The sequence below is a fragment of the Castellaniella defragrans genome (assembly GCF_014203015.1).
GTDB classification, from domain to species: Bacteria; Pseudomonadota; Gammaproteobacteria; order Burkholderiales; family Burkholderiaceae_B; genus Castellaniella; species Castellaniella defragrans.
In genome coordinates this window covers 95,628-111,425 of sequence record NZ_JACHIB010000003.1, presented here as the reverse complement: position 1 = coordinate 111,425, position 15,798 = coordinate 95,628, and the positions used below count along the sequence as shown (strand labels likewise).

The window sequence follows — 15,798 nt, the reverse complement described above, 5'->3', positions numbered from 1 at the left end:
ATTCCCGCATGACGCACGACACGCATCCCCACGGCCGTACGCCTCCCGATCGCAGGCCTCCCGATCGCCTCCCTTCCGACCACATGCTCCCCGACCGCGAGCCGCTGGACGCACAGGCGACGATCCGCGTGCTCAAGGCCGGCATGGTGCTTGCCATCGGCCTGTGGGCCCTGCTCGTCGCCTTCAACAACGTCGTCGACTACGACGCCAACTGGCAGTTCGTGCGGCACGTCCTATCCATGGACACGGTGTTCCCCGACAACGCGCTCAAGCACCGCGCCATCACCGACGAAAGGCTGCAGACGGCGGTCTACTGGCTGATCATCGCCGCGGAATGGACCATGGGCGCGCTGTGCCTGCTGGGCGCGATCCGCCTGTTCCGTGCCTGGCGCTCCCGCGACCGCTTCATCCGCGCCAAGGCGATCGCGGCCTGCGGGCTGACCCTGGTCTTCCTGACCTACTTCGTGGGCTTCGTCCTCATCGGCGGCGAATGGTTCTGCATGTGGCAGTCCCCCATCTGGAACGGGCAGGCCAAGGCGGTGATGTTCCTCACCTGCGCCATGCTGGTGCTGATCGTGCTGCTGGTGGACGAGCAGCGGGGACCTTCGCGGCCGAGCGGCGGCTGAAACGGGCGGCGGAAACGGGCGACGGAAACAGGCGGCTGAAACGGACTGCTACGGCGACGCCTTCGCGCGGCGGCTGGCCTCCTGCTCGGCCTCGACCGCAAGCGCGAGCTTCTGGATGGACAGCGGCGCGCAGCCCTCGGCATCGTTGCTGACCGTCACGTAGGCCGGCTGGCCCGCGCCCGTGACGCCGTGGATGGTGCGCGCAAGCACGGCACGCGTGTGGGGGTCTTCGCTGACAATGGCATTGAACGGACCGTGCTTCTTCTGCGCGTCGGCATAGCCATACGGGCCGAAGATGCGATTCAGGTTCCACCGGCAGACCAGCGGACCCGGCCATAGCGCGCGCAACATGGGCAGCTGCGCCTCGATCGGCGGCATCTTGCCATGCAGGCCCAGGCAGAAAGTGGCGCCATGCGCCTTCAGCGTGTCCACCAGCGTCCGCCCCAGGAGCTCCGGATCCCGGACTTCCACGGCGACGATCACGGGGGCGTCCGCCGGCAGGGCCTCCCGGACGGCGGCCAGCATCCGGCCCAGCCCGCCCAGCAGCGCTCCCGAGCGCCCGAGCCAGCCCCAGGGCAGAGGGCTCAGCTGGAAGACGAGCACGCCGAGTTTGGCGCCCAGGCCCGCGAGCGTCGGCTGCACGAAATGCTCGACGACCAGACGCGGATCGAGAAAGTCCGGATTGGACTTGAGCGCCTTGCCCTCGTCGCCGCGCACCTGGGCATCGGTGACGCTGGCCGGACATTTGACGACGAAACGGAAATCCTCGTCGGCCTGAGCCGCGTAAGCGGCATACTGGCCGGCCGTCAGCGGGCGCCAGAAGGTGCGGTCCACGCACACCGTGCGCAGCAGCGGATGCCGATGGTAGGCCTCCAGGCCATGCTTGGACAAGGTGCCGGGATCGTACTCCCCGTCCCAGACCAGGCCCTCCCAGCCCGGATAGGACCAGGTGGAGACCCCGAAACGCAACTGCCTCGGCAGCCGCTGCGCCAGCCCGCGCCAGTCCTCCCCGGCGGGCGCCGGACGCACCCTGCCCGTGCCGCGGCGGACGGCGGGCGGGGCGTCCGCGGGAGACGCCGCATCGGCCGGCAGTTCGGCCGGCTTGACTGGAAGCGGGGAAACAGCGTCCCCGAAAAGATCGCCCTGCATGCTCGTCATACCGCATTGTGACAGGCGAAAGGGTACTCCAATGCCGCAAGAATCAGGACGCGGCGAACGTTCAGCCGGTGCGCGCCATGCTTGGCCGAGCAGGTAGTGAAGATCCTGCGCGCTCTCCGTGCCGGTCTCCAGCGCACGAGCCGCCTGCAGGACCTTGTCCAGTTCCACCAAGGGCGGGCGTGCCGCGATCCTCCTGCCGCGACTTCGCATGGGCACGCCCGATCACGCGTTCACCCCACGCATCCGGGGCGGTATCCTCCAGCGCACGAACAAGCACCTGCTGAGGATGCTGGACACCCAGGACCGGCAGCAGATCGGGCGACAAGGTGAAGAAGCGCGGATCCTCCAGTCACCGCTCGTCGTAGCTGAACGCGCTGCGCTTGCCGCTGCCCAGAAGCAGCCGCCCGATGACTTGGCCGCCGGCCCCCAGATGCACCTCGAGATCTCCACGTCGGGATGGCGGGACCGGCATATGCCCGTCCGCCAGGAAGCAGGACTGGAGCGGGCGATGGGAACATCATCGTGTTCCCAACTCGTTGATTGATAACGAGTTTTCCGCACTCGGCGAACCGAGATGGACATAATTATGGACTGAAAAACCACGCTTGGTCAACGCGCGCTCCGAGCAAGTCCAGTGCGAGCCATGGACAGCCAGCAGTAGCCAATGTACCCGAGCGCTCAACGTCACGAGGCCGGTTCATCTCCCTTTGGCAGGAACTCCTCGCGGGCGCGCTGCAGAAACCGCTTCATGGGCTCAGAGGGTTCGGCGCTGCGGCGCAGCAGGTAGGTGGACAGCATGGGCGGCGTGCCGGCCAAGGGGCGAACGGTTATGTCGGGGCGGTTCAGGGTCTGCACCTGCGAGGCAATGGCGAAACCTAGGCCATAACCGGCACCGACCAGAGTCAGCATCACGCCTAGGCTCGTCACCTGATCTACCAGCTTGAGCGGCTTGGACGCACCTTGAAGCACCGCCTGGATCTGGTGGTGGCAGCCCGATCCCGCGTCCGGATGGCACAGTACCAACGGAAACTTCAAGGCTTCATCCAATGGCACTTCCGCGTGCGCCAACAAGGGGTGGCGCACGGGCACGATCACCGACAGAGGATCGGTCCACACGGGCTCGGCGACAAGGCCTTCGCTCACCGCGTCCGACAGCGCAAAACCGATGTCCAGCAGATCGTTGTGCAGGCCCTTGAGCTGCTGCGCGAAAGGCAGCTCGAAGACGCGAATCTCCAGTTCGGGCTCTTCCTCGCGGCTGCGCGCCAGCAAGGTGGCAATGTGGGGCTGCGCCAAGCTGTCGCAGATGGCGATGCGCAGATAACCCTGATAGCCCTGCGCCGCCGCCTTTGCGGCACTCACCGCCTGCTCCACGGTGGCCAGCACGCGCCGGCACTCACCGAGGAACACTTGACCGGCCCAGGTCAGTCGCGTCTGGTGCGCGCTGCGGTCGAACAACTGCACGCCGAGCGTGGCTTCGAGATTTCGCATTGCGCGCGACACAGGCGATTGTTCTACGCCAAGGCGCTCGGCCGCTCGCGCGAAATGCAGTTCTTCCGCGACCGCAACGAAATAGCGCAGTAGTCTGAGTTCCAATGCGGCCTCCTGTTTGCCTCGTTCCTGGCCTGCGTCCACCTCATGCGGATTGCGCCTCGCTTTCTCCTTCGATGATTGGCAAGAGGTTCCGGCGTTGCATGCTTGTAAGCGGCCGGCCATCCCACCTTGGCTAGGCATCGGTGTGGGATGCCGCTAGATTGGCTATCGGAGGTTCAGGATGCGCCGGGCACCGCTGAGCACTATCAGCGCAATGACTGCGCCAATCACGAGGTCAGGGTACGAGGAGCCCGTCCAAGCGACCAAAACACCAGCGACTATCACCCCCGCGTTTGCGATCACATCATTCGCAGAAAAAATGTAGCTTGCCGTCATGTGGGCGCCCCGATCCCGCTTCTTGGCGATCAGCACCAGGCAGGTGACGTTGGCGATCAATGCGACCAGCCCGATACTCATCATGAGCATGGACGCCGGCTCACTTCCCACAACTGCCCGCCGAACGACCTCCAAAAGCGCGCCAAGCGCAAGCACGACTTGCAACCAACCAGCGATGTGCGCTGCCTTCATCTTCAAGGCGGCGGCGCGGCCCACCGCATAGAGCGCCAGTCCGTAGACCGCCGCATCGGCGAACATGTCAAGCGAGTCCGCTATGAGACCTGTGGACTGGGCGATCAGGCCAACGATCAACTCAAAGACAAACATCGCACCGTTGATAGCGAGCAGCAGCTTTAAGGTCCGAGCCTCAGAGGCATTCCCCTCTGCGTCTGGGGCCGTAGACTCGTCGCTTTGCACGCTGTCCAACACTTGCGCGCCGAGGTTGAGAGGGATGAGACGGCCCAGCAGCTCTTGCGTACTTCCCCCATGCTGCACGGTGAGTACACGGTCCTTCAGATCGAAGTCCAGTGCCGCAACAGCCGACGCATCGGCCAGCGCCATCCGAATGAGATTCTCCTCCGACGGGCAATCCATCTTCGGCACGGAGAAACGCGTCTTCCACTGCCCGCCTTCGGTGCGCCTCTCGCTTGTCAGCAGAACCGCACCCAAGTTCAGGGGCGTCAGCTTCTGGGCGATCCTGGCGGGCTCGCCCGAGTGCACCACCCGGAGCTGCCGATGGGCCAGATCGAAGGTCATCGGCCCAACCCCGGTCAGACCACCCAGCGCCATGCGAATGAGGTTCTCCTCGGAGGGGCAGTCCATTCCCGGAACTGAAAATGTGCTCTCCACGGAAGCAATGGCGCTTGGGGCCTCGTCGACCGTCTGCGAATTGCAACTGCTCGAGCAGCTACTGCTTTGACATGTACTCATGTCCCGTATTAGAAACCCTCAAGTAGCTGTAGAGTCAAGCGGTAGGTAGGCAAATATGAAAATCGGTGAACTATCGTCATTGGCAGGGTGCTCCGTTCCCGCGGTGCGCTTTTATGAAGCAGAGGGCCTTCTGCAGGCGCCCCTGCGGGCCGCCAACAACTATCGGCAATATGGCCAACAGCATGTCGACAGGTTGGCCTTCATCGTTCGGTGCCGCTCGCTGGACATGTCGCACGACGATATCCGGGCTCTGCTGCAGTTGCAGGACGACCCCGCCATGTCCTGCGACGAGGTCAATGCCTTGGTAGACGATCAAATGCGCTTGGTAGAGCAGCGAATCGCCGAGTTGCAGGCGCTGCGCAAGCAACTGCGTGCCATCCGCAGTACCTGTGCGGGAGGGGTATGCGTTGGCGATTGCGGTGCACTTGAATCGCTGCGCAGCGCCACTGGGGCAAGCTGGCCAACCGTTCGCTGAGCGGAGCCTCAAATAACGACATTCAGCTCGGTGCGAACCAACGATGCGGTAGCAACTCGTGAACCAGGCTAACCCGTTGCGTCGGCAAGCGAGCCAAAACGTCCTTGAGATACGCATAGGGATCATGCCCATTGAGTCGTGCTGACTGGATGAGCGTCATGACGGCTGCTGCCCTCTGACCAGCTCGTAGGCTGCCCGCAAAGAGCCAGTTGTTGCGGCCAATGGCAATCGGCCGAATCTGGTTCTCGATCCAGTTGTTGTCCACGGGCAGCTGTCCGTCATCGACGAACCGGGTCAAAGCCTCCCAGCGCCGCAAGCTGTAGTCCAGCGCTTTGGCGCTTGCCGAGCCTTCCGGCACCTTCTGGCGTTGCAGCACCATCCACTGGTGCAAGGCATCAAGCAGCGGCTTCGTTTGTTGTTGCCGGATGGTTTGGCGCTGATCGGTCGCAATCTCCTTGACCTCACGCTCGATCTCGTAGACCCGCGCGAACTGCTGCAGCGCGACCTCGGCGATCTGGCTTTGGTTCGCCGCGTGCAAATCGAAGAACTTGCGCCGCGCGTGCGCCAGGCAGCCGACCTCGGTCACACCACTTGCGATCAAGGCCTTGTAGCCGCTGAAGTCGTCACAGGTGAGGCTGCCTCTCCAGTCGCCCAGGAAGCGCCGGGCGTGTTCGCCCGAGCGCGATTCGCAGAAGTCGTAGACGACCGCCTTGATGTTCTCGAAGGCGCCCGTGGCATAGGCCCATAGGTACGCCCGGTGCGCCTTGCCGTTGCCCGGCTTGAGCATGGACACCGGCGTCTCGTCGGCATGCAGCACGCGGCGCTGCAGCAGCTCTGTCCTCATGGCGTCAACCAGTGGCTGCAACTGCACGCCACACGAGCCCACCCATTGCGCCAGCGTGGAGCGGGGGATGGCTAGGCCGGCGCGGCCGAAGATCGCTGTCTGGCGGTACAGCGGCAGGTGGTCGGCGTACTTGGCCACCAGCACTTGCGCCAGTAGCCCAGTGGTAGGGATGCCTTTGTCGATGATGTGAGGATCGACAGGCACCTGGTGAATCGTCTCGCACTGGGCACAGGCCCACTTGCCCCGGATGTGGCGCTCCACCGTGAACACGCCGGGCGCGTAGTCCAGCTTCTCGGCCACGTCCTCGCCGATGCGCTTCATCTGGCAACCGCAGGCGCAGGTGGTGGACTCGGGCTCGTGGCGGATCTCGCGCCGCGACAGGTTGGCCGGCAGGGGTGCGCGTTTGGGGACTTGCTTGTCTTGGCGGCCTGCCACTGGCGGCGTGGCCTGCTCGATCTCATCGGCCACCGCCTGCAGGTCCTCATCCAGCGATTCATCGAGCAGGCTCTTCTGCTCGGCGCTGAAGCGCTCCGACTGTGCGGCGAACTTCATGCGCTTGAGCAGTGCGTTCTCGTGCGTGAGCTTGTCGATCTGCGCCTGCTTGAAGACCGCCTCTTGGCCCTGGCGTGCGATCACGCCGTCTCGCTCGGCCAGCTCACCCATCAACGACAGCAGGGCCGCTCGCATCTGCTGCGGCTCCAGGGTGTCAAGGTGGTCTGCGGTGATCACGGGAGAAGATGATGCGGCTAACATCACATTCGCGCATCGGTGCAAGCGCTGATTGCCTGGCCAACGACCGGAGCACTCAAAGTACAGTGATGACTCCAGCCTCGCCGACGTTCTTCCAGGGCAGGCCCAGCACGAGCGCATCGAACTGCGTTCGGCTGAGTGTGGCGGTGGTGGCGGCATCGCGCGGCCAGACGAACTTGCCGCTATTCAGGCGCCGGGCCGCCAGCCAGACACCGATGCCGTCGTGCACCAGCACCTTCATGCGGTTGGCTCGTCGATTGGCGAACAGATAGGCGTGGTGTGGGCGCGCTGCGCCAAAGACAGCCACTACCCGGGCGAGCGCCGTCTCGGTGCCTGCTCGCATGTCCAGCGGCTCGGTGGAGAGCCACAGCGCATCAATGCGGATCATCGGAGCCAGTCGCGCAGCCACGCTGCACATGACGCTGCATCTTCCAGGGGCCAGTTCACGGTGACTACGCTGGCGCTGCGCCGAACATCAACGCGAATCGCACGCGACACGGGCGGCGAGCTGGTCTCGGTTGCTGGGAGCTGTTCAACTGGTGGAGGCAGATTCAGCGCAACGAACTCATTCCGGGGCGCTGGCAACAGGGAGTCTGCTTGCTCGCGCATCCAGCGATGAACGATGTTGGCGTTGATTCCGTGTGCAAGCGCTACGCCGGCCACTGACGCGCCGGAGACCTGGCATTCGGCCACGATCTGGCCTTTAAGTTCCGGGGAGTAGTAGTGCCGCTTGGGGCGCTGGGCGATCGTGTCGTTCGCCATAGTGTGCGTGATGTTCATCGTGCACACGATGCCTCGACACTGGGTCTATCTCAAGATGGGATTGCCGGACGCTTACGCATGCTTGCCTATTCGGATAGGCAGATCGCATCCGAAAATTACGGAGGTTGAGGCGGAACGCTACCTGGCCGAAGACCTGAGAACCTCAATCGCCGCGACGCTGCACTACCGCCTGATCCACAGGTTCAGTTCAATCAATTCCCGGGTTGCAGCTCCACACGCACCTCGCGCGATTTGCCGGCCCGCTCCACTGACAAGACCACCACATCGCCGACCTTCCTGTCGTCTAGCCGCGCGAGCAGCTTGGCCACATCGTCCGTCGCCTGGCCATCAACATCGATGATGCGGTCGCCCGGCACGATGCCTTGCGGCGTGACTTCGACACCCGCGAGGCCGGCCTTGTGCGCTGCCGAACCAGGGGTAACACGCAACACGAACACGCCCTTGCTTCCAGTCAGCGCCAGCAGGCGCTGATTGAGCTGTTCGTCCACCTCAATGCCCAGCGCCGGACGGATGTACTTACCGGTCTTGATGAGTTGCGGGACTACGCGCATGACGGTGTCCACCGGCACGGCGAAACCAATCCCGGCCGAGGCGCCGGAGGGGCTATAGATCGCCGTGTTGATGCCGATGAGCCTTCCTGCCGAATCGAGCAGCGGCCCACCGGAGTTGCCAGGGTTGATGGCGGCGTCGGTCTGGACCAGGTGATCAATGGCCGGGCCGCCCGCTTCTCCCGGTAACGAGCGGTCGAGCGCGGAGACGATGCCGGTGGTGAGCGTCCAGTCCAGGCCAAAGGGGTTGCCGATAGCAAACACCTTCTGTCCCACCTTGAGGTCGGCACTGGTACCGACCGGCACAGCCGGCGGGCGCTTGAAACCGACGCCGATCTTGAGCACGGCGATGTCGTGCGCTGGGCTCGCCCCCACCAGCGCGGCCTGGTAGTCGCGGCCATCGGCGAGTTTGACCGTGGCTTCGGACGCGCCCTGGATAACGTGGAAGTTGGTGACGACGTGGCCGGCGTCGTCCCAGATGAAGCCCGAGCCGGTGCCACGCGGCACGGAGAAGACATTGCGCGTCCAGACGTCGCGCACCAGCTGCGCGGTGGTGATGTAGACCACCGAGGCGCGTGATTTTTCGAACAGTTCGATGGTGGCCTGTTCGTCAGCGGCCAGATCGCCACGCGGCGTGACGGTGCGCTCAGCGGCTTGGCGCGGGCTGAACCAGGCTTCGATGGCGGGCAGGAACTGCCAGAACAGCATGAGTGCTGCAACGCACGCAGTGATGACGAGCCAGCGCCGGATGAAGGGATCCGGTGCGGGGCGTGGGTACGGGTCAGGGTAGGCCATGAGAAGTCTCCTGTTGATAGGCAATCAGCGCCATAGCCCGCTCGGGCGCCAGCGCGGCGGGCGCGGCGTCACAGCGGATTCCGGCAAGAAATGGGGCGCGTGAAACGGCAAGGCTGTTACGGGTCCAGGCGCCAACGTCAGCAGGCGTGAGATACGATCTTGCGTTGCCGGATGGGTGCGCAACCAGGAAGGCTCGGGATTGCCCCATCCCGGCCGCAGCCAGGCACGCCAGGAGCGGCTGACCCGCTCGATTTTCGCCAGCGCGGACGCCAGCCCGTGCGGGTCGCCCGTCAGTTCCGCCGCGAGGCGGTCAGCATCGAACTCACGCACGCGAGACAGGCCGAGCTGTGCGAGTAGGGCCAGCTGGGGCGAGGCGATCAGCAGAAGCAGTCCAGGCCAATTGACCGCCACCGCGCCGGCCAGCAGTGCGGGCAAGCTGAACACAATAGCGATCTGTCCGACCATCGCTAGCAGGCTCGTGAGGCGACTGACGGAATCCGCCAGCCCCATGACACGCAGATCCTCATTAGCGATGTGCGCGACCTCGTGCGCGAGCACACCCGCCAGTTCGCGCGAACTCAGGTTGCGCAGCAGGCCATCGGTGAGGGCGATCGATGCATGCTGCTTGGAGCCGGTGGCGAAGGCGTTGACGACGGCACTGGGCACGTAGTGCGGCACCGGCGTGGCGGGCAAACCGGCACGGGCGGACAGCTCGTGCAACAGGGCCCAAATTTCCGGGGCTTCGTGCGGGTGCAGCGCCCGGGCGCGGTATAGGCGCAAGGTCAAGGCGGATGCGGCTGCCGGTTCCAGCAGCAGCGTGCCTGCAACGGCAAACAGCGCGAGCCACAGGTCGCGTTCCCCGAACAGCAGGCTTCCTGCGGCGGCTGCGATCCCGACCAGGGTCAGGACCAACAGCCCGGTCTGCAGGCGGTTGAGCCAGCGGTGTTGCAACAACGCCGCGCGCGGGTCACTGGGATGATGACGGGGCATGCTCAGATGTCTCGGCAGCGCGGTCGTCGCGCTCGCGCAGCAGCCAGTAAGTGGCACCAAGCGCCAGCGTGGCGCCTGCAAGCGCGGCGATCTTGCCAGGGCTCGCCTCGGGGTCGAGGACCACGAACTTGCGCGCCAGCGCGATCAGGCCGATGAGGATCACGGTCTTGACCTGGATGATGCTGTCCCGACGCAGCGCCACGCGCACGATGGAATGCTTGAACTCCATCGCGATCAAGAGCGTCATGATCATGCCGAACACACTCTGGAATACCTTGTGATCCAGGGGATTGAAGGCATCGAGAACCAGCAGCGTGAAGACGATGGAGATGAGCTGGAACAGCGCCACCACGATGATGACGGCAATCACCGCCGACAGCACGAGCGCGACGACCTGCTCGAAGCGCTCGTAAAAACTCATGATGGCCCATTGGTCACGGAAGACCTGAAATGGGTTAAGGCGTGTTGATTTCATGACGATGAACTCCCTGGAAAACGGCTGCTGTCGAGACGGCGGCGCATTGCGCTGATGTGTCCTTCAATCAGCTCGGTCGACATGCCAAGCGTCGACATCACCTGTTCCGCCAGCCCAATAGCTGCGGCAAAGGATTGCTGGTACACGCGCACGTTGGGCATGGCGCGAAATGCATCGGCCGCGGTCGTACTTCTGCATGACACCCACAAGGTCAGCGCCGGACGGCGCTCGGCAATCGCCTGGGCGATGCGCAACGCTTGCTGGGCATGGGCGAACGTCAGCACCACCATGTGCGCATGCGTCAAGCCGGCAGCCAGCAAGGTATCGGGCCGACTGGCATCGCCATGGAACACCGGCGCGCCGGCGGCACGCGCGGCCTCGACCTTCTGCGCGTCCGCCTCCAGCAGCAGATGCGCCACGCCGGCGTGGCGAAGAATCTCGCTGACTGTCAGGCCAAGCTCGCCCGCGCCGCAAACGATGACATGGTCTCGATATCGCGCCGTCTGCGCGGCGATCTCGACTTCTTCAGCCTGGGGTGGCTGAATGACGCCGCCGGTGCGGCTCAAGAACCGGGCAAGTACATCGTGATGGCGGATCAGTAGCGGTGCCAGGGCCATGCTGAGCACCAGCGCAACTAGCATGGGTTGTACGACGGTCGCGGGGATCAGATGCTGCTGCAAGACCATGCCCAACAACAGCAGGGCGAACTCGCCGCCATGCCCCAACGCTATGCCCGTGCGCCAGGCATCGAGGGCGGACAAGCGCGTCGCCCGCAAGGCCAGGGTATTGAACACGATCTTGACCGGCACCAGCACTGCCAGCCACGCCAACACCGTCAGCGGTGCCGAAAGAATCTGTGCTCCGTCCAGCTGCAGGCCGACAGTCACGAAGAACACCCCCGACAACACATCGCGAAACGGTTTGAGGTGGTTTTCCATGTGGTGCCGGACGTCGCTCTCGCCCAGCACCATGCCGGCCAAAAACGCACCCAGGGCGGCGGATACGCCGACCGCGTGTGCAGCAGCGGCGGCAGCCACCACCACGCACAAGGAAACCAGCACGAAGGATTCTTCGTGGCCCTGCCGCGCCACCCAGCCCAGCAGGCCATGCAACAGACGACGGGAGGCGAGGGCCGCTGCCGCGAACAACATCAGCACGCCCAACACTTCGAGCAGCACGCTCTCGATCTTCGGCGACTCGCCGCGCGCCCAGATCGCCAGCAGGGCCAGCAGGGGCACGCTGGCCAGGTCCTGAAAGACCAGCACGCCGATGGCGCTGCGGCCGTGGCGGGTGGTGAGCTCGCCTTGGTCGGCCAGCTGTCGGCTGACCAGCGCCGTGGACGACATGGCCGCCGCAGTGCTGAGCAACGCAGCGCGCTGAACTGGCTGTCCCAGCCACATCAACATCAAGGTCAGTGGCGTGGCGACAGCGATCATCTGCAAGCTGCCGGCCGCCAATACGGTTTTACGGGAAAGCCAGAAGTGCCCGAGGGAGAACTCCAGCCCAACCATGAACAGCAGCAGGGCCACGCCCAGCTCGGACAGAAAATCAAGCGCTTCTCCCGGCGCGACTACACCGCTGACCGACGGGCCCAGCAAGGCGCCGACGGCGAGGTAACCCAGCAAGGCGGGTACTCTGAACGCCGCCGTCGCCACATCCGCGAGGCTGCATGCCGCCAGCAGGATCAGGGTGGCGCCGAGCAAGTCCTGCATCGGTCAGCGCCCCACCTGTGCAGATGCCCAGCGCACGATGTCCTGCGCGCCCAAGGCGCCAGCCTGACGCCCGATCTCCCGCCCACCCTGGAACAGGGCGAGCGTCGGAATACTGCGGATACCGAACTGCGCGGCCAGGTGGGGCTCAGCCTCGGTATTCACCTTTGCCAGCCGGATCCTGGGTTCGAGCTGGTGCGCCGCTTGCTGGAACTGTGGCGCCATCATCTTGCACGGCCCGCACCAGGGCGCCCAGAAATCGACCAGCAGCGGCAAATCGCTGCGCTCCACGTGGCGCGAGAACGTCGCCGTGGTCAACTCGATGGGCTCGCCCGTGAACAAGGGCTGCTGGCAGCGGCCGCAGTTGGGACGATCCGCGAGCTTGGCGGCCGGCACGCGGTTGATGGACTGGCAGTGCGGACAAACGAGGTGAAGGTGTTCGCTCATGGTGTGGACCCTTGGGGTGTAGAGAGTGAGGTTTCGGGCTGGAGGGGCTCCGACGCGCGGGATTCGGACTGCAAGCCCTGCGTCAGTTGGCGGATGTCGTTCTCGTCGAGCGTTTCCCGCGCCAGCAGTTCGCGCGCACAACGCTCCAGCACCGCGCGGTTGGTGTCGAGGATCCGGTAGGCGCGCTCGAACACGCCCATCACGATGTCGCGGATGGCCTGATCGATGCGCGCCTGGGTCGATTCGGCCACCCGGCAGCCGCCGTGGGCCAGTTCCGGTGTATCGAGAAAGCGTGGCCGCTGCGCCGCGAAGGCGATGTAGCCCAGTCCTTCGTCCATGCCAAAGCGGGTGATCATGTCGCGGGCAATGTCGGTGGCCCGTGCGAGGTCATCGGCAGCCCCGGTGGACAGCTCGCCGAACACGAGCTTCTCGGCCGCACGACCGCCCAGCAGCACGGCGATCTTGTGTTCCAGATCGGCGCGCGTCATCAGGAAGCGGTCTTCGGTGGGGCGTTGCAGCGTGTAGCCCAGCGCGCCGATGCCGCGCGGGATGATCGAGATCTTGTGCACGGGGTCGGTGCCGGGCAGCGCCAGCGCCACCAGCGCATGGCCCATCTCGTGATAGGCCACGGTTTCCCGCTCCTTGGGATTGAGCACTCGGTTCTTCTTCTCCAGGCCCGCCACGATGCGCTCGATGGCGGCGGTGAAATCCTGCAACTCCACGGCGGACGCTTTGCGCCGGGTCGCGGCCAGCGCGGCCTCGTTGACCAGGTTCGCGAGGTCTGCACCCGAAAAGCCCGTGGTCAGCGCAGCCACCTGTTCGAGATCGATATCCTGAGCCAGCGTCACCTTCTTGACGTGGACTTTCAGGATGTCCAGCCGTCCCTTCTTGTCGGGCCGGTCCACCAGCACCTGGCGGTCGAAGCGGCCGGCACGCAGCAGCGCCTGGTCGAGGATTTCGGGGCGGTTGGTGGCGGCGAGGATGATCAGCCCGACCGAGCTGTCGAAGCCGTCCATCTCGGTGAGCAGCTGGTTGAGCGTCTGCTCACGCTCGTCGTGGCCGCCGATGGGCCCGCCGACGCCGCGTGCACGGCCCAGCGCATCGAGCTCGTCGATGAAGATGATGGCCGGCGCCTGCCCGCGCGCCTGCTCGAACAGGTCGCGCACCCGCGCCGCGCCCACGCCGACAAACATCTCGACGAACTCCGAGCCGGAGATGGAGAAGAACGGTACCCCGGCCTCGCCCGCCACGGCCTTGGCCAGCAGGGTCTTGCCCGTGCCGGGCGGGCCAACCAGCAACACACCTTTCGGGATGCGCGCGCCGAGGCGGCCGTAATCCTGCGGGTTCTTCAGGAAGTCGACGATTTCGACCAGCTCGGCCTTGGCCTCATCGACACCCGCGACATCGGCAAAGGTGACGCCGGTGTTCTTCTCCATGAACACCTTGGCGCGGCTCTTGCCGATGCTCAGGAAGCCGCCCATGCCCTGCTTCTCGGCGAAGCGGCGGAACAGGAAGAACCAGACGCCGAAGAAGGCCACCGCCGGCAGAATCCAGGAGAGCACATCACGTAGCCAGGTGCTTTCCACCACCCGCGCGTAAGGCACGTCGTACTTGGACAGCCGCTCGGCCAGGTCGGGTTCGACGCGAGTGGCCACGATGGTGGTCTTGCCCCGGCCGTCCGGCGATTTCAGGCGCCCGGTGACCGTGCGGTCCGACACCAGCACTTCGGCGACGCGCCCCTCGGCCAGCGCCTTCTCGAATTCGCTGTAGGGCACGGGCTCGACGGTCTTGGCCGCCTGCCAGTAGTTCTGCAGCGTCAGCAGCAACAGGCCGGCGACGATCCAGTAGCCAATGTTCCATTGATCTTTCTTTTCCATGGGCAATGTTCCTCGCAAGTCGTGCCGCTAGAGAATGGGGGTGAACAGACGGGCCACCCCGTCGCGCAAGCGGATGGCCAGCGGGCGGGCGCGCAACGCCATCGCCGATATCTCGTCCGCCGCATCACGGGCGGCATCAAAAAGGGATGACAGCCGCGTAGACAACGCGGTGTCGTACACCTCCACATTGAACTCGAAGTTCAGGCGCAGGCTGCGCGCATCCCAATTGGCCGAACCCAGGCAGCACCACTGGCCGTCTATCAGCATCAGCTTGCTGTGGTCGAACGGGCCAGGCCGTTCGAAGATGCGTACACCGTGCTCCAGCACCTGCCAGTAGTGGGCGCGCGCGGCCCATTGCACCGTGGGATGGTCGCCGTTTGCGGGCGTCAGCACCTCGACGCGCACGCCGCGCAACGCGGCCGTGCTCAGCGCCGCGATCATCGGCTGATCGGGCACGAAGTAAGGTGTCCAGATGCGCACCGAATGCTTCGCCGCGCTCAAAGCGCCCATGAAGGTCCAGCGCATCCTGTCCAGGGCCTCATCGGGACCGGCCTCGATGCCGCGCGCCCAAGAGGTTCCTCGCTCATCAGCCGTTGCGGGCGGTTCGCCCCAGAAACCCTTGCTGAGCCGCTCGCCCGTGGTATCGCACCAATCATCGGTGAAGCACCGCATCAGATGCGCAACCACCGGCCCGCGCAGACGAAAGTGCAAATCGTGACAGGCCTGCTCCGGCGCATCGGGCCGCCAATACGGGCTGAAGATGTTCATGCCGCCGGTGAAACCCGTCTCGCCATCGATCACCAGCAGCTTGCGGTGATTGCGCAGATGCGCGGCATGCAGGCGCGCGGGAATCAACGTCGGGTTGAACGTCGCCGCCGGAACGCCGGCGCGTTGCAAGGCGCGGTAGGCGCTGCGGGGCCTCCAGCGGGCATAGACGTCGTCGATCAGCACCCGCACTTGCACGCCGCGCTCATGAGCCCGGCGCAGCGCATCGACGAACTGCGCCCCGATGCCTTGGCTGTCGAAGATGTACGAAGCCAGCGCGACGCTGTGCCGCGCCGACTCGATGGCAGCGAGCATGGCCGGGTAGGCCTGCTCGCCATCGACGAGCGGCTCGATGCGGTTGCCGCTGGTCAGCGACTGGCCGGTGGCACGTCCCACCAGGTGCGCCAGGCCGGCAAACGGCGCCGATACGGCCTGGGGCATCGTAGGCGCGAGGTCCTGCCGAACAGCAGGATCTGCCCCCGGAAACAGCCGCCGCGCCCGCCGCTGGTAACGGTTGATGCCGAACAGCCCATACAGCAGCGAACCGCCCAGCGGCAACAGCGCGATCAGCAGCACCCACAGCGTGGCCGATCGAGGGTCACGCTTGTAGATGACCGCGTGCCCCGCTGTGGGGATAGCGACCGCCAGCGACACGAGGGTGGCTGCCCATGTCAGCCCGTTGGGGTCGGACACGACAGCC

16 protein-coding genes are annotated in these 15,798 nt (G+C 65.2%); 3 read left to right on the top strand and 13 right to left on the bottom strand.

Translation table 11 applies throughout. From position 1 onward, the window contains the following. Positions 1-8 precede the first annotated feature (8 nt). A complete protein-coding gene (locus HNR28_RS03130; RefSeq protein WP_242404212.1) occupies positions 9-626 on the top strand; it encodes a DUF2165 family protein in 618 nt (205 codons plus the stop codon). 48 nt (positions 627-674) lie between these two features. On the opposite strand, the gene HNR28_RS03125 is transcribed toward HNR28_RS03130, so the two are convergent. After that, on the bottom strand, positions 675-1,775 hold the full coding sequence (locus HNR28_RS03125) for a DUF72 domain-containing protein (RefSeq protein WP_043687690.1): 1,101 nt from the start codon (positions 1,773-1,775) through the stop codon (positions 675-677). A 163-nt stretch (positions 1,776-1,938) separates the two neighbouring features. Here HNR28_RS03125 and HNR28_RS03120 point away from each other — a divergent pair, with 163 nt between their 5' ends. Next, positions 1,939-2,328, top strand: a complete 390-nt coding sequence (locus HNR28_RS03120) for a hypothetical protein (protein WP_184142484.1) — start codon at positions 1,939-1,941, stop codon at positions 2,326-2,328. Between the two features lie 140 nt (positions 2,329-2,468). Here the strand turns inward: HNR28_RS03120 and HNR28_RS03115 are convergent, their stop codons facing one another. Together HNR28_RS03115 and HNR28_RS03110 are read right to left on the bottom strand one after the other, a co-directional pair. Beyond that, positions 2,469-3,377 (bottom strand): LysR family transcriptional regulator, encoded by a 909-nt coding sequence (locus HNR28_RS03115; RefSeq protein ID WP_003141085.1) that lies wholly within the window; start codon positions 3,375-3,377, stop codon positions 2,469-2,471. Positions 3,378-3,539: 162 nt separating this feature from the next. Continuing rightward, a complete protein-coding gene (locus HNR28_RS03110; protein ID WP_077446928.1) occupies positions 3,540-4,640 on the bottom strand; it encodes a cation transporter in 1,101 nt (366 codons plus the stop codon). Between the two features lie 55 nt (positions 4,641-4,695). Here HNR28_RS03110 and cadR point away from each other — a divergent pair, with 55 nt between their 5' ends. Continuing rightward, positions 4,696-5,115 (top strand): Cd(II)/Pb(II)-responsive transcriptional regulator, encoded by a 420-nt coding sequence (cadR, locus tag HNR28_RS03105; RefSeq protein ID WP_151023680.1) that lies wholly within the window; start codon positions 4,696-4,698, stop codon positions 5,113-5,115. A 22-nt stretch (positions 5,116-5,137) separates the two neighbouring features. Here the strand turns inward: cadR and tnpC are convergent, their stop codons facing one another. The 10 genes from tnpC to cls form a co-directional block, all read right to left on the bottom strand. After that, a complete protein-coding gene (gene tnpC, locus HNR28_RS03100) occupies positions 5,138-6,688 on the bottom strand; it encodes an IS66 family transposase (RefSeq protein WP_151023681.1) in 1,551 nt (516 codons plus the stop codon). Between the two features lie 76 nt (positions 6,689-6,764). Continuing rightward, the gene (gene tnpB, locus HNR28_RS03095) at positions 6,765-7,097 is read right to left on the bottom strand and encodes an IS66 family insertion sequence element accessory protein TnpB (protein WP_003121550.1); all 333 of its coding nucleotides are present in this window, start codon (positions 7,095-7,097) and stop codon (positions 6,765-6,767) included. Then, positions 7,094-7,489 carry an IS66-like element accessory protein TnpA gene (gene tnpA, locus HNR28_RS03090; protein ID WP_006217728.1) on the bottom strand — a complete coding sequence of 132 codons (396 nt, stop codon included), beginning with the start codon at positions 7,487-7,489 and terminating at the stop codon, positions 7,094-7,096. The genes tnpB and tnpA overlap by 4 nt, the downstream gene beginning before the upstream one ends. Positions 7,490-7,683: 194 nt before the next feature. Further along, on the bottom strand, positions 7,684-8,835 hold the full coding sequence (locus tag HNR28_RS03085) for a S1C family serine protease (RefSeq protein ID WP_033986168.1): 1,152 nt from the start codon (positions 8,833-8,835) through the stop codon (positions 7,684-7,686). Positions 8,836-8,859: 24 nt separating this feature from the next. Further along, positions 8,860-9,825: a zinc metalloprotease HtpX gene (locus HNR28_RS03080; RefSeq protein ID WP_151023682.1), complete on the bottom strand. Its 966-nt coding sequence runs from the start codon at positions 9,823-9,825 to the stop codon at positions 8,860-8,862. Further along, a complete protein-coding gene (gene psiE-GI / locus HNR28_RS03075) occupies positions 9,803-10,300 on the bottom strand; it encodes a heat resistance protein PsiE-GI (protein WP_151023683.1) in 498 nt (165 codons plus the stop codon). Before psiE-GI ends, HNR28_RS03080 begins: the two co-directional genes overlap by 23 nt. Continuing rightward, positions 10,297-12,012, bottom strand: coding sequence for a heat resistance system K+/H+ antiporter KefB-GI (gene kefB-GI, locus HNR28_RS03070; protein ID WP_151023684.1), 1,716 nt, complete (start codon positions 12,010-12,012; stop codon positions 10,297-10,299). Before kefB-GI ends, psiE-GI begins: the two co-directional genes overlap by 4 nt. A 3-nt stretch (positions 12,013-12,015) precedes the next feature. Continuing rightward, positions 12,016-12,456, bottom strand: coding sequence for a heat resistance system thioredoxin Trx-GI (gene trx-GI, locus HNR28_RS03065; RefSeq protein ID WP_031755011.1), 441 nt, complete (start codon positions 12,454-12,456; stop codon positions 12,016-12,018). Next, complete coding sequence (ftsH, locus tag HNR28_RS03060) at positions 12,453-14,333, bottom strand: ATP-dependent zinc metalloprotease FtsH (RefSeq protein WP_033986169.1); 1,881 nt, start codon at positions 14,331-14,333, stop codon at positions 12,453-12,455. The genes trx-GI and ftsH overlap by 4 nt, the downstream gene beginning before the upstream one ends. 27 nt (positions 14,334-14,360) lie before the next feature. Beyond that, positions 14,361-15,791 (bottom strand): cardiolipin synthase, encoded by a 1,431-nt coding sequence (cls, locus tag HNR28_RS03055; protein WP_033986170.1) that lies wholly within the window; start codon positions 15,789-15,791, stop codon positions 14,361-14,363. Positions 15,792-15,798 lie beyond the last annotated feature (7 nt).